Origin of the sequence: Marinimicrobium sp., from assembly GCF_002695945.1 — a bacterium.
In the GTDB taxonomy this organism is placed as follows: domain Bacteria; phylum Pseudomonadota; class Gammaproteobacteria; order Pseudomonadales; family Cellvibrionaceae; genus Marinimicrobium; species Marinimicrobium koreense.
Genome location: NZ_NZQP01000052.1, coordinates 1 through 13,877 on the forward strand (window position 1 = coordinate 1; position 13,877 = coordinate 13,877).

Sequence of the window (13,877 nt, forward strand, 5' to 3'; positions counted from 1 at the left end):
CACCTGCGTCTCCTATGGTGGATGTCAGGTACGGGATTGTGTCACTCAACCGGCCAAGATAGTTGTCGCGGACCGGCCACCGTAATTGTCGCCGAACAACCCTTTGGGGATAACAATAGGATGTGTTGATGAATCATAAAATAAAGTCGATGGTTTCCAGCCTCGCCACCCTGACACTCTCGTTCAGCCTTCTCAATGCCTGTGCGGGCGGTGGAACGATGCAAAGCTCCAGTGAGCGTCGCCCTGTCACTACCGAAAACTCAGGCGAAGGCTGCCCTGTACCTACACTGCCCGACGCCTCCAACATGGAGGTCATCAAGACCTTACCCGATCCGTTTCTGGGGTTGGATGGACACCGCATTACCGAGCGGGACCAGTGGCGCTGCCGTCGCCAGGAAACCCTGCACCAGGTACAGCATTATGAATCGGGAATCAAACCCGGTAAGCCGGAGCGGGTTAGTGGCCGTGTTTCCGCGAAATCCGTTACTGTGACTGTCCACCATCAAGGCAAAACAATAGAATTCAACGCCCCGGTGACGCTCCCCAACGCTGGCCAGGCGCCCTACCCGGCCATCATCACCCTCGGACCCGCTACGCTGGACAGCGAGTTATTGTCCGACAAAGGCGTGGCGATTATCAGTGTAGATAACAATGAGCTGGGCACCCAGAGTGGCGAGAATTCACGAGGAAATGGTCTGTTTTACGACCTGTACGGCAAGGACCACAGTGCCAGTTCCATGACCGCCTGGGCCTGGGGCGTGAGCCGACTGATCGACGTGCTACAGGAATCGGATGAAGGGTTGATAGCGGCGAACCGCTTGGCCGTTACCGGCTGCTCTCGTAATGGCAAGGGCGCCTTATTGGCCGGAGCACTGGATGAGCGGGTCGCACTGACCATTCCCCAGGAGTCCGGCGCCGGTGGTGCGGTCGCCTGGCGAGTGGCTCAGGCCATGGCGGAGGAAGGTGTTAACGTTCAGACCCTGAGTCATGCCGCCGGTGAACAGCCCTGGTTTCGGGCCGGTTTCGGCAGTGAGTTTGGGAACAACAAGGTCACCCGCCTCCCCTTCGATCAACACCAGCTCATGGGGTTGGTAGCACCGCGCGGCCTACTGGTGCTGGATAACGACATCGACTGGTTGGGCCCCATTCCGGCCTATATAGGAACCTCAGCCGCGAGGGAGATCTATCGTGCCCTGGGCGTCGAAGCCAATATAGCCTACTCGGAGAACGGCGGTCATCGTCACTGTGCCCTCCCCGATCATCAACGCGACCTTCTGGAGGGGTTTGTAAATCGCTTTCTCCTCGACAGGCCCGGAACCACTGGTATCTTCCGCTCTACCCTTGCGGAAGAGGACGCTGTAGCGCCTTGGGTTGAATGGACCACGCCTGACTTGTCAGAGAGTCCGGATTAAATTATTGATGGCTCTAANAAANCGGCGGNTAGAGTNCTCTNCCCGCCGTTTTATTATGGCAATCACCAGGAATTGTGGCNGATTCCTAGACGTCCAGGTTCGCCACGGCCAGTGCATTGGATTCAATNAACTCCCGNCGCGGCTCCACATGNTCNCCCATCAGGGTGGTAAAGATNTGATCGGCGGCAATGGCATCCTGCACNGTNACCCNCAGCATACGCCGNGTTTCCGGGTTCATGGTGGTATCCCACAGCTGNTCGGGGTTCATNTCACCCAGCCCCTTATAGCGCTGNACGTTNTAGCCCTTGCGGGANTCNTTCATCAACCACTCCAGANCTTGATCNAAGCTGCNGATGGCCTGGGTCTTTTCNCCGCGCTGGATATAGGCGCCNTCNTCNATNAGNGTCACCANCTTTTCNCCCAGGGACATGATCGCCNTGTATTCACCNGAGTGNAAGAANTCNTGGGTGAACGGGTAGTGGTGCGACAGNCCGTGGGCAATGATCTCGATNTGCGGCAGGAACAGGTGACGCTCGGTGTCTTCGCGCACNGTAATCAGATACCGCTGGCTNCCATCGCGGGTATCCAGGCTCAGACGGGCCAGCAANTGATCGCACCACTGCTGGATATGCCCCTGGTCGGTCAGGTGCTCNGGCGTCAGGGACGGCAGGTACACCATNTGTTCCAGAATCTCGCGCGGATACAGGCGGGACAGGCGNTCNATNGNGTCCATGACNGAGCGGNANTCGTACACCAGCTTCTCCAGCCCTTCACCANTGATNCCCGGGGCNTCGGNGTTGACGTGCAGGCTGGNGCCNTCCAGNGCGGACTGGGTCANAAANGCGGTCAGCGCCGCTTCATCCTTCAGNTACTGCTCGAACTTGCCCTTGCTGATTTTATACAGCGGCGGCTGGGCGATGTAGACGTGGCCNCGCTCGATCAGCTCGCGCATCTGACGGAAGAAGAAGGTCAGCAACAGGGTGCGGATGTGAGAACCATCCACGTCGGCGTCCGTCATGATGATGATGCGGTGGTAACGCAGTTTGTCGGGATCGAACTCCTGCTTGCCGATACCGCAACCCAGAGCGGTAATGAGNGTGCCCACTTCGGCGCTGGAGAGCATTTTATCNAACCGGGCCTTCTCAACGTTCAGGATCTTACCNTTCAGGGGNAGNATCGCCTGGGTCTTGCGNGCCCTNCCCTGCTTGGCNGAACCACCGGCGGAGTCACCCTCCACCAGGTAGACTTCAGANANTGCCGGGTCTTTCTCCTGNCAGTCCGCCAGCTTGCCGGGGAGGCCGGCAATGTCCAGAGCNCCTTTGCGACGGGTCATTTCCCGGGCCTTACGGGCCGCCTCACGGGCGCGGGCGGCNTCGATCATCTTGCTCACGACCGCCTTGGCTTCNTTCGGGTTNTCCAGCAGATACTCACCNAAGATNTGGTTCATTTCCTGCTCAACGGCNGTCTTCACNTCGGAAGANACCAGCTTGTCNTTGGTCTGGGAGGAGAATTTCGGGTCCGGNACCTTCACGGAAATGATCGCGGTCANGCCTTCCCGGGCATCGTCNCCGGTAGTGGATACCTTNGCTTTGGCGGACAGGCCTTCNCGNTCAATATAGGCGTTCAGGGTACGGGTCAGTGCCGCNCGGAAGCCCGCCAGGTGGGTGCCGCCNTCNCGCTGGGGAATGTTNTTGGTGTAGCAGAACAGGTTTTCCTGGAAGGAGTCGTTCCACTGNAGGGCNATTTCCACCCCAATGCCGTCTTCCCGCTCAGCGGAGACAATGTGGACGGTCTTGTTGATCGGGGTTTTGTTGGCGTTCAGGTGCTCAACGAANGCTCTCAGACCGCCTTCATACTGGTAAACCTCTTCCTTCCCGGAGCGCTCATCCTTCAGAACAATNCGNACACCGGAGTTCAGGAACGACAGTTCCCGCAGGCGCTTGGCCAGCAGCTCATACTCAAACTTGATATTGGTAAAGGTTTCCGCCGACGGTTTGAAGTGCAGTTCGGTGCCCGAACTATCNGTTTCACCCACGATGGCCAGGGGCGACTGAGGAACGCCGTGCTTATACACCTGCTCATGGACCTTNCCGCCACGGCGGATGGTCAGCTTCAGCTCTTCGGACAGGGCGTTAACCACCGAAACCCCNACGCCNTGNAGGCCNCCAGACACTTTATAGGTGTTGTCATCGAACTTACCNCCNGCNTGGAGGACGGTCATGATGACCTCNGCCGCCGATACACCCTCTTCGTGCATNTCGGTGGGAATACCNCGTCCGTTATCGGANACAGAGACNGTCTCATCCGGGTGGATGACAACGCGAATTTCCGAACAGTGACCGGCNAGGGCCTCGTCAATGGAGTTATCCACGATCTCAAACACCATATGGTGCAGGCCGGAACCATCGTCCGTGTCGCCGATGTACATACCGGGCCGTTTGCGGACCGCGTCCAGGCCCTTCAGGACCTTAATACTGGACGAGTCGTAATTTTTCTCTTCTGACATAAACTAGCTCCGATTTCACTGCTGTTCGGTATTCACGTCCGCGGTGACAGTACCCTGTTCCACGTGGAACACTCTGGTTATAGCGTCTGGCCGGTCTTGCCAATCCGCCAGAAGCGACGGCTTATCAACACCGGTAATAAATACTTGAGTCTCAAGCTTATCGAGCCAATCCACCAACGTAGCCCGGTGATCCCCGTCGAGCTCTGCCGGCAGATCATCGACGAGGTAAATACACCGACCGCCGGTTTCCTGGGCGTAGACATAGCCCTGTGCGATTTTGAGCGCACAGACCACCAGCTTCTGCTGACCTCGAGACAGAATATCCCCGGCTGGTTGCCCTTCGACATTGATTCGAAGATCAGCCCGATGACTGCCGGATTGGGTATACCCCATTTGGCGGTCCCGTTCGAAGTTATCCGCAAGCACTTCCTGGTAGGAGCGGTTTTTATCCCACCCTCTCTGATAGGACAGGCTGACGCCGGGGATGCGAATAAACTCTTCAAGCAACCTGAGAAAAACCGGCCGGAATCGCTCAATGGTTTTCTCACGGCACTCGTGGATCTGTTGAGTAAGATTGGACAGCTCACGGTCCCAAACGCTCAACTCACTGGTTTCTATTCTATCACGTCGCAACAGGCTATTGCGTTGTTTCAGACAGCGCTGTGCGGCCTTCCAGGCGGGAAAGAACGAAGGTTCCACGTGAAACACCAGCCAATCCATAAACTGCCGGCGGACCTTGGGACTTCCCTCCAAAAGCAGAAAGGTATGGGCGTCGATGACCTGCAGGGGAAGCATCGCGGCCAATTCCGCCAGAGAGCCCACCGCCCGGCCATTTACCTTGAAGTTGACCTCTCCGGTCAGAGCGCGTTGCAAGCCCACCGGGATTCGGCTTCCCTGGTGCTGAATCTCGGCAAACACCGTGAATTGCTCTCTGCCCCACTGAATCAGCGGCTTGTGCTTGTGACTTCTGAACGAGCGGCCGAGGGCCAAGGTATGAACCGCCTCCAGTACGCTGGTTTTACCGGAGCCGTTTTGACCGTAAATGAGGTTGGTGCGTGGAGAGGGAGTCAGGCTCACACTCTCCAGATTTCGCAAAGATTGGATACTCAGGCGGGATACAGACATAAAGGGCGCCGAGACGCCTCTATCAGAGGCGCATCGGCATTACGACGTAAAGCGAATCTCCATCCTCGGGCTCCTCAAGCAGCGCACTGCTGTTGGCATCGGACAGGGTCATCTTGATGTGATCCGCGGAAATGACATTGGCCACATCCTGCAGGTAGCTCACGTTGAACCCCATCTCCAGGGAGTCGCCGCTGTAATCCACCGCCACCTGCTCTTCCGCTTCTTCCTGCTCGGGGTTATTGGCCACAATCGTCATGACCCCATCGTCGAGCAACAAGCGTACACCGCGGTACTTCTCATTGGAGAGAATGGCGGTGCGACCAAAGGCCTGCTTGAGCTCGGAACGGGGACCGAACACCACCTTGTCGCCACCGCGAGGCAGCACGCGCTCGTAATCGGGAAACTTGCCGTCCACCAGCTTGGAGGTAAAGGTGTAATCGCCGGTCGCCACCCGGATATGGTTGGCGCTCAAGGTAACATCCACGGTATCGTCGATATCATCCACCAGACGGGAGAGCTCCAACACACCCTTACGGGGCAGAATCGCCTGAATGGTGTCCTCGACGCTCACGGGCACCGGGCGGGTGCACATCGCCATGCGGTGACCATCGGTGGCCACGGCCCGCAACTGACCCTCTTTGACCTCCCACAGCATGCCATTCAGATAATAGCGGACATCCTGTTGTGCCATGGCAAACGCGGTGCGCTCGATCAACCGCTTGATCTCCCGCTGGGGGCAGGCAAACTGCAGATCGCTGGGGCCGTCTTCCACATTGGGGAAGTCACTGGCCGGGAGCGTTGATAGGGTAAACCGACTGCGGCCGCTCTTTACCACCATCCGCTGCTCATCCTGTGCGAACTCGATGCTGGCACCTTCCGGCAAAGAGCGGCAGATATCGACCAATTTGCGCGCGGGAACCGTTACTTCGCCGGCATCGGCCGGAGCCTCCAGCGGCACCCGGGCGACGATTTCCACTTCCAGGTCGGTGCCGGTCAGAGACAACTGTTCACCATCAATCACCATCAACACATTGGACAACACCGGCAGCGTTTGGCGGCGTTCTACCACCCCTCCGACCAGCTGCAGGGGCTTCAACAAAGCTTCGCGGGACACGACAAATTTCATTGGGTCTCTTCCTGTTATTCCTGTTAGGTGTTTTCCTGAATCAGGGATTCACGGTGAACAATCAAGTCGTCAGGGAGCGCAGCAGATTCTTCATATCCTCCCGGATATCCGCATCCTCTTCCTGCATCTGTTTTATTTTGCGACAGGCGTGCAAAACGGTGGTGTGGTCCCGCCCCCCAAACGCCTCGCCAATTTCCGGCAGGCTATGGTTGGTCAGCTCCTTCGCCAGGGCCATGGCCACCTGGCGCGGGCGAGCCACAGAGCGGCTGCGTCGCTTGGACAGCAGATCGTTCAGCTTGATCTTGTAGTACTCACCCACCACCCGTTGGATATTATCTATGCCCACCTGCTTATCCTGCAAGGCGAGCAGATCCTTCAGCGCTTCGCGCACCAGATCCACATCAATAGGCCGCCCGGTGAACTGAGCGTTCGCCACTACCCGCTTCAAAGCGCCTTCCAGCTCACGCACATTGGAGCGAATGCGCTGGGCAATAAAAAACGCCGCTTCGTGGGGTAAATCGATGTGGCTCTGATCGGCCTTCTTCATCAGAATCGCCACCCGGGTTTCCAGCTCCGGAGGCTCCACTGCCACCGTCAGCCCCCAGCCGAACCGACTTTTCAGCCGCTCTTCCAGGCCATTGATTTCCTTCGGATAGCGATCGCAGGTCAAAATGATCTGCTGGCCACCTTCAAGCAGCGAGTTGAAGGTATGAAAGAACTCCTCCTGAGACCGTTCTTTGCCGGCAAAAAACTGGATATCGTCAATCAACAGTGCATCGACAGAACGATAATAGCGCTTGAAGTCATTGATGGCATTGAGCTGCAGCGCCTTGACCATATCGGCCACAAACCGCTCCGAGTGCAGGTAAATCACCTTGGCATTGGGATTCTTGTCGACCAACGCATTACCCACTGCCTGCATCAAGTGGGTCTTACCCAGGCCGACACCACCATATATAAAGAGGGGGTTATAGGAACCGCCGGGGTTCTCGGCCACCTGTCGNGCTGCGGCCAACCCCAANTGGTTNGACTTACCTTCNACAAAGCTGGTGAAGTTGAACGTCCGGTTGAGGTTGTTGTTGTGCTTGAGCGCCCCTTCCACCTCAACCGTATTATTNACCGATGNTTGAGGGGCGGGCTCNGCCACCGGTGNGGCCTCNGGCCTCTGCCCCGCCGGCGCTTCACTGGGTGCGGATCNGCCCATTCGACCAAAACCCGACGGTTCCGCTCCCNGGGATTCACCAAANGAGGCTCCGGTNCCGGGTTGNCCCTGCGGGTANACCGGCCNGGTCGAGGATTGATTGACCGGGCGTCGCGTCCCGACGCCCCCGGGGCGGGAACCNATACCCACCTCNACACTGAGGGGTTGGTCNGATTGAAAATCCTCAACCAGCTCNCGAATTCGGTGCAGAAACTTCTCGTTGACCCAGTCGCACACGAACCGGTTGGGCGCCAANAGCCTGAGTTGCCCGGATTCCGCATCGGCATCTATCTGCAGCGGCCGTATCCAGGTATTGAACTGCTGGGGAGGCAGCTCGTCCTGTAGACTCGANGCGCAAAGTTTCCAAACAGATTCCGGCAAAACCGCTNCCCCCCGGTGCATTATTATCCAAAAAAACGGATGCTAGTGTACTCTCTATAAAAGTAGTTATCCACAGTCCGGGAATCTTTTTTTCCNCATAATTNTTGTTATTANCAGTGTCTTTTCAATAAGTTATCTGAGCAACCGTTCTACCTTTACCCACAGATACAGCCTTAAAAACCGGTCATTTTTTAACCANNNANTGTGGATAACCTGTTATTATCCTATTGACAAGCACCGCATAACCGGGAATAACTGCATACCCTGTTTTATTTAGGCAGAAANACCGAGAAACCCCCANCAATCCGTTGCCTTTAGCCNCGATTTTCTATAAAATCGCGCCTCTTTTCCCGCCNGGTGCGGGTTTACCAGGAATTCGAACGGCAGGTTACTTCCATGAAAAGAACATTTCAGCCCAGCGTACTGAAGCGTAAGCGCACCCACGGTTTCCGTGCTCGCATGGCCACCAAAAACGGTCGCGCTGTACTGGCTCGTCGTCGTGCCAAAGGTCGCAAGGCTCTGGCCGTATAANCGTGCCCGCCTTTGCGCTGCACCGTTTNTAGTTGTCAGAGTTAAGTGGCTTCCCAGGCTTTNCCCAAAGCACANCGGCTGCTTACCTCTGACGACTTTCAAGCGGTTTTNGCGGACGCCCCGTTTCGNGCCTCCCACAAGCATTTCCTGATANTGGCACGNCCCAATNAGCACNCCNCTGCTCGCCTCGGGTTNATCATCGCCAAAAAACACATCCGNNNNGCCANCGAACGCAATCGGATGAAACGNCTNATTCGGGAAACTTTTCGNCGCCAACCACCGANCTTTTCCGGTATTGATGTTATTGTATTGGCGCGAAAGGGNATGGACAGTCTGGATAANCGCACCCTNATCGATCANCTGGACCGACAGTGGTTGCGCATTGCCCGCAAAGCNCTGGCGGCNTCCNCCNCCGAATCGACAGGTTNACCCCATGCGTTGGCTGGCACTTCGACTGATTTGGCTCTACCGTTACCTGCTCAGTCCCTGGGTGGGCAATCAGTGCCGTTTCTATCCAAGCTGCTCCCACTACGCNGANGAGGCNATNGCNCGTCACGGNNTNCTTCGCGGGGGTTATCTNACCGTTCGCCGACTATTAAAATGCCACCCNTGGCATCCNGGGGGCGAGGATCCTGTTCCGGCCCACCCCAATCACTCACACCCTACTGATGGCAGTAAATAAAGATGGATTGGCAAAAAACCCTGTTAATCACGGCCATGTGCGCCGTCGTGTTCACTCTGGTNATNCGCTACAACGACTTTCAGGANANCCTCGCNGAANNNTCCAGNCANNCNCGNTCGGAGCAGACCNCTTCCNNTGANAACGACANCGNNATTCCGGACGCAACCGATACCGCNAGCGANCTGCCNTCNGCNCCGGGNGANNCGGCCNACGATGNCGAGGTNCCNAGNCAANNNAACNCCGCNCGCCANCCCATTCGNGTNGANACCGANACCCTGATCGTNNANATCGATCCNCGCGGCGGNGACCTGGTGTANTCGGCCCTNCGTCAGCATTACGCNNNNCTGAANNANCCNGACGAACCCTTATGTGCTGCTCAACAACACCGNNGCNCANACCTATGTNGCNCANAGNGGNTTGGTNGGGCGCAANGCNACCGANACCCNGGACGGCGAACGNCCNGTCTTTCANTCCAGNCAGCANCANTACCAACTGGCNGANGGCGNNGANCAACTNCAGGTNGATCTGACCTATCAACAGGGTGANGTGACCATCACCAANCGNTANACCTTCGAGCGNGGTGANTACCTGGTCANACTCGANTANCTGNTCGACAACCAGAGCGNCGANCCCTGGCANGCCAANCTNTACGGNCAGATCAANCGCGANANNTCNNCNGCCGGCGCCGGNCCNGGNGGACTCTTNGCCNTNAACCCNTNNNTGGGNGCCGCNATCACCACNGANGANGAAAAGTACAAGAAACTGGANTTTGANGANCTGAGCGAACAGACCTTCAAAACCCAGAAAGAAGGTGGNTGGGTNGCCATGGTNCANCANTATTTTGTCAGCGCCTGGNTNCCGGANGCNGNNNANACCCANAACTACCANCTNCGTCANNTGGGNAANCGCNACATGTACCNGCTCGGNTTNACCAGCCCGAGCACNGAAGTNGCNCCNGGNANTCANGGNCAGATCTCNGCCNAGTTCTACACNGGNCCCAAAGACACNCANAANCTGGAGNNNATNTCNCCCTACCTGGACCTGACCGTCGACTACGGTTGGCTCTGGTGGATCGCCAAGCCACTGTTCACGGTTTTGGACTGGTTGCACGGTTTCCTGAACAACTGGGGTTTAGCAATTATTGCTTTGACAATTATTATTAAAGCAGCATTCTTCAAGCTAAGCGCCACCAGCTATAGGTCCATGGCGAAGATGCGCAAGCTNAGNCCNAAAATGGCCGANCTGAAAGAGCGTTATGGGGATGACCGCCAAAAAATGTCCCAGGAGCTNATGAAGCTCTATAAAAAGGAAAAAGTGAACCCGCTGGGGGGTTGTCTGCCCATTCTGATTCAGATGCCGGTGTTCCTGGCGCTGTACTGGGTATTGATGGAAAGTGTCGAGCTGCGCCACGCGCCCTTCTTCCTGTGGATTCAGGATTTGTCGGTCAAGGACCCCTACTATGTGCTGCCTTTGCTCATGGGNNTGACCATGTTCATTCAGTTCAAGCTGAACCCGACACCGCCGGACCCGACTCAGGCNAAGATCATGCAGCTGATGCCCATTGTGTTCACCTTCCTGTTCCTGTTCTTCCCGGCGGGTCTGGTACTGTACTGGGTAACCAACAANACCCTGTCCATTACCCAGCAGTACATTATTACCCGTCAGATTGAACGCGAGGGGTAAAAAGCAAACTCGTGAGTCTGACGCCCACCGACACCATCGCCGCCATCGCCACCGCCACGGGTCGCGGTGGTGTCGGTATTATCCGCCTGTCGGGCCCCCAAGCCCGGGCGATCGGCGAACAGATCACCGCGCAGCCCCTCAAACCCCGTCACGCACATTACCTTCCGTTTCTGAATACCCAAGGTGAAGCCCTGGATCAGGGCATTGNCCTGTTTTTCCCGGGACCCCACTCCTTTACCGGAGAAGACGTTGTCGAGCTTCAAGGCCACGGCGGCCCGGTTATTCTCGACTGGCTGTTGCGCAGCGCCTGCGAGCGGGGTGCCCGACTGGCCCGTCCCGGGGAGTTTTCCGAGCGCGCCTTCCTCAACGACAAGCTGGACCTCGCCCAGGCCGAGGCCATTGCGGACCTGATTGACGCCTCCAGCGAGCAGGCCGCCCGCAGTGCCCTGCACTCGCTCCAAGGCGCTTTCTCACACAAGGTCAATGAGTTGGTGGAAGCCCTGATCGCCCTGCGCATNTACGTGGAGGCCNCCATTGACTTTCCCGAGGAAGAAATCGACTTTCTCAGCGATGGCAAAGTGGCCGGAGACCTTGCCGACATTCGCCAGCGGCTGGACGCCGTGTTCGCCCAGGCCCGTCANGGCACGCTATTGCGCGACGGNATGAATGTGGTGATTGCNGGCAAACCCAACGCGGGTAAATCCAGCCTGCTNAATGCCCTGTCGGGGCGCGACAGTGCCATTGTCACCCACATCGAGGGCACNACCCGGGACGTCCTGCGNGAACATATNCACATCGACGGCATGCCCCTGCATATCATCGACACCGCNGGCCTGAGGGACACGCCGGATGAGGTGGAGAAAATTGGGGTGGAGCGGGCCTGGCAGGAAATTCATAGAGCCGACCGGATCCTGCTGCTGGTGGACAGTCAGAGCACNGAGGTCACTGATCCGGCCGCCCTGTGGCCGGAGTTTGTCCAGCAACTACCCGACCCCGGCAAACTGACGTTGATTCGCAATAAAATCGACCTTACCGGCGAGCCGGAAGGCGTGCGTCACGACGATCCGGTCTGTCTGGCCATCAGCGCCGCCAGCGGAGCTGGCATAGAGGCACTGAAGCAGCACCTGAAAAGCGTCATGGGTTTTGAGGATGCGGGTGAAAGCACCTTTACCGCCCGCCGCCGTCACCTGGACGCGCTGGAGAGGGCCCAAACCGCTCTGGACAACGGCTGGGAGCAACTGCAGCTTCACGCCGCCGGCGAACTGCTCGCCGAGGACCTGCGCCAGGCCCAAGAGTGCCTGAGCGAAATCACCGGTCAGTTCACTCCAGACGACCTGCTGGGCCGCATCTTTTCCTCCTTCTGCATCGGGAAGTGAAACGGCCAAAAAGATCGAAAAGCATCCAATAAAATACAAATAAGCCATTGTTTTATAAAGAAATTTATTCTATTTCTTTGCAGGCAGTTTGATCCGTTTTGCCCCCTCTTGCTCCGTTTGTGCTCCGAGTATAAGTTTTCGGAGCACAAAAGGAGCAAAACATGAAAATCACTATCCAGAAACGCGAACCAGATAAGAACGGCCACCGTGCCTTGCGACTGGTCTACTATCACGGTTCTAAGACGGGTCAGGACGGTTCTCGGGCGCAGAAGCGCTCATATGACCCCTGAACCTGTTCCTCTACGACAAACCCCGCCTTCCGGCGGAGCGTGAGCACAACAAGACCGTGAATCAGAAGGCTGAGGCCATCCGGGCAAAACGGCTGTTGGAAATCGAGTCCTGGAGAGGTTCCGGCACTACCTTCAGCATGAAGCCACCACCAAATCCGGAACCAAACTGGCCAAGAACACGACCAGCAGTTACTTCAACAAGGTTCGGGCAGCGCTCAACCAGGCTTATCGGGACGGCATTGTCCGCGACAACCCGGTTCAACAGGTCAAGTCCATCAAGCTGGAGAACACGAAACGGACTTACCTGACCCTGGAAGAGGTCCGGGCTCTAACCAAAGCCGAATGTCGGTATGACGTTCTGCGGCGGGCTTTCCTGTTTTCCTGCACTACTGGCCTTCGCTGGTCAGATATCCACAAGCTGGTCTGGGGTGAGATAGAGGAATTCGCCGATGGCCACTACCGCATCATTTTCCGGCAGAAGAAGCTGGTAAATGCCGGAAACTCACTTCAATACCTGGATCTACCAGATTCAGCGGTGAGATTGTTGAATCTGGACAATCGCGGAAAGCCAGGTGATAGGGTATTCAAGGATTTATAACACAGTCATCTCGTAGAGTATTTATGCCGCATTGCGGTACTCAAATGGCGTCATGTCATTGAGTGAATCGTGCGGTCGCTGGATGTTGGCTCTTGACTTTTGGCATGTTAGACCTAATCTTTTGCTAAGTCTTGCAAGAATTTCCTCGAGCGAGGCCGCGTGACGCGCGGAACTTGTGGGGGGTGTTATGGCAGCGCGCCAGTAAGCGATCTTCACACTCGACGAGTTGGCTGCCTGCTTGAAAGTCGGCAAGCGGACGCTTTACCGGCTCGCCGCGCACGGGGAGATTCCGACCTTCAAGGTCGGCGGGACGTGGCGGTTTCGTCAAACTGAAATCGATCGATGGATCAATGATCAGATCCAGGCAGGCAGAAAGAAGGAGGTGATACGCACAGATAAGCAGCCAAAGTCAGCGGAACATCCCGTGTTGCCTGGGCGCGCTGTCCGTCGCCGCGAGCAAACGGATTGAGTGAGTCTTCAATTGATTTCTGGAGGTGTGACATGGATATTGATTTCAAGAAATTGGCTCCCTGGAACTGGTTCAAAAAGGAGCAGGAAGAACAACAGAGCGCTGCCTCGCTGCCCGTGCAGCGCAATGACCTGCCGGTGGCAGGCGGTCCCGTCAGTCCCATCCTGCAATTGCATCGCGAGATCGACCGCCTCTTTGACGATGCGTTTCGAGGCTTCGGTTTTCCGGCGCAGGCCATGCCTCGATGGCCGTCGGACTTGCCGGGCATGCTGAAGCCGGTAGTTGACATCCAGGAAACCGACAAGCAGTACAAGATTTCTTTGGAGGTTCCCGGCGTCGAGGAAAAAGACATTCAGATCACGCTCGACAACGACGTGCTGATGGTACGGGGCGAGAAACGCCAGGAGCAGGAAAAGAAGGAGGGTGGCTTCCATCGCGTCGAACGCTCCTACGGCAGTTTCCAGCGTGTCCTGAACCTGCCTGACAACGCCAACCAG

11 protein-coding genes and 2 pseudogenes are annotated in these 13,877 nt (G+C 56.8%); 9 read left to right on the forward strand and 4 right to left on the reverse strand.

Annotation, left to right across the window (positions count from 1 at the left end):
- Nucleotides 1-128: 128 nt before the first annotated feature.
- The gene (locus CMG77_RS11710) at nt 129-1,412 is read left to right on the forward strand and encodes a glucuronyl esterase domain-containing protein (RefSeq protein ID WP_286876480.1); all 1,284 of its coding nucleotides are present in this window, start codon (nt 129-131) and stop codon (nt 1,410-1,412) included.
- Nucleotides 1,413-1,497: 85 nt separating this feature from the next.
- Here CMG77_RS11710 and gyrB read toward each other — a convergent pair whose 3' ends face one another.
- The 4 genes from gyrB to dnaA form a co-directional block, all read right to left on the reverse strand.
- The gene (gene gyrB / locus CMG77_RS11715; RefSeq protein WP_286904570.1) at nt 1,498-3,918 is read right to left on the reverse strand and encodes a DNA topoisomerase (ATP-hydrolyzing) subunit B; all 2,421 of its coding nucleotides are present in this window, start codon (nt 3,916-3,918) and stop codon (nt 1,498-1,500) included.
- A 15-nt stretch (nt 3,919-3,933) separates the two neighbouring features.
- The gene (recF, locus tag CMG77_RS11720; protein WP_286804911.1) at nt 3,934-5,043 is read right to left on the reverse strand and encodes a DNA replication/repair protein RecF; all 1,110 of its coding nucleotides are present in this window, start codon (nt 5,041-5,043) and stop codon (nt 3,934-3,936) included.
- A gap of 22 nt (nt 5,044-5,065) precedes the next feature.
- Nucleotides 5,066-6,169 (reverse strand): DNA polymerase III subunit beta, encoded by a 1,104-nt coding sequence (gene dnaN, locus CMG77_RS11725; RefSeq protein ID WP_024461784.1) that lies wholly within the window; start codon nt 6,167-6,169, stop codon nt 5,066-5,068.
- 61 nt (nt 6,170-6,230) lie between these two features.
- Nucleotides 6,231-7,772 carry a chromosomal replication initiator protein DnaA gene (dnaA, locus tag CMG77_RS11730; protein ID WP_286904572.1) on the reverse strand — a complete coding sequence of 514 codons (1,542 nt, stop codon included), beginning with the start codon at nt 7,770-7,772 and terminating at the stop codon, nt 6,231-6,233.
- Between the two features lie 375 nt (nt 7,773-8,147).
- Between dnaA and rpmH the strand changes: the two genes are divergently transcribed.
- The 8 genes and pseudogenes from rpmH to CMG77_RS11770 all read left to right on the forward strand — a co-directional run.
- Entirely contained in the window at nt 8,148-8,282 is a 135-nt protein-coding gene (gene rpmH / locus CMG77_RS11735) for a 50S ribosomal protein L34 (RefSeq protein WP_024461782.1), read from the forward strand.
- 45 nt (nt 8,283-8,327) lie between these two features.
- A pseudogene (rnpA, locus tag CMG77_RS11740) lies at nt 8,328-8,660 on the forward strand (ribonuclease P protein component); the annotation flags it as partial.
- 55 nt (nt 8,661-8,715) lie between these two features.
- Nucleotides 8,716-8,964, forward strand: coding sequence for a membrane protein insertion efficiency factor YidD (yidD, locus tag CMG77_RS11745; protein WP_286904574.1), 249 nt, complete (start codon nt 8,716-8,718; stop codon nt 8,962-8,964).
- Between the two features lie 369 nt (nt 8,965-9,333).
- Nucleotides 9,334-10,647, forward strand: a pseudogene (gene yidC, locus CMG77_RS11750) (membrane protein insertase YidC).
- 11 nt (nt 10,648-10,658) lie between these two features.
- A complete protein-coding gene (gene mnmE, locus CMG77_RS11755; protein ID WP_502691883.1) occupies nt 10,659-12,023 on the forward strand; it encodes a tRNA uridine-5-carboxymethylaminomethyl(34) synthesis GTPase MnmE in 1,365 nt (454 codons plus the stop codon).
- 399 nt (nt 12,024-12,422) lie between these two features.
- A complete protein-coding gene (locus CMG77_RS11760) occupies nt 12,423-12,911 on the forward strand; it encodes a phage integrase SAM-like domain-containing protein (protein WP_286804914.1) in 489 nt (162 codons plus the stop codon).
- Between the two features lie 208 nt (nt 12,912-13,119).
- A complete protein-coding gene (locus CMG77_RS11765) occupies nt 13,120-13,380 on the forward strand; it encodes a helix-turn-helix domain-containing protein (protein ID WP_286804913.1) in 261 nt (86 codons plus the stop codon).
- Nucleotides 13,381-13,412: 32 nt separating this feature from the next.
- A partial coding sequence (locus tag CMG77_RS11770) for an Hsp20/alpha crystallin family protein (protein WP_286904576.1) occupies nt 13,413-13,877 on the forward strand: 465 nt, incomplete at its 3' end.

Bases quoted from the DNA above. Each gene is read 5' to 3' on its own strand.
- CMG77_RS11710 (WP_286876480.1), top strand. From the start codon at position 129: ATGAATCATAAAATAAAGTCGATGGTTTCCAGCCTCGCCACCCTGACA.
- recF (WP_286804911.1), bottom strand. From the start codon at position 5,043: ATGTCTGTATCCCGCCTGAGTATCCAATCTTTGCGAAATCTGGAGAGT.
- dnaN (WP_024461784.1), bottom strand. From the start codon at position 6,169: ATGAAATTTGTCGTGTCCCGCGAAGCTTTGTTGAAGCCCCTGCAGCTG.
- rpmH (WP_024461782.1), top strand. From the start codon at position 8,148: ATGAAAAGAACATTTCAGCCCAGCGTACTGAAGCGTAAGCGCACCCAC.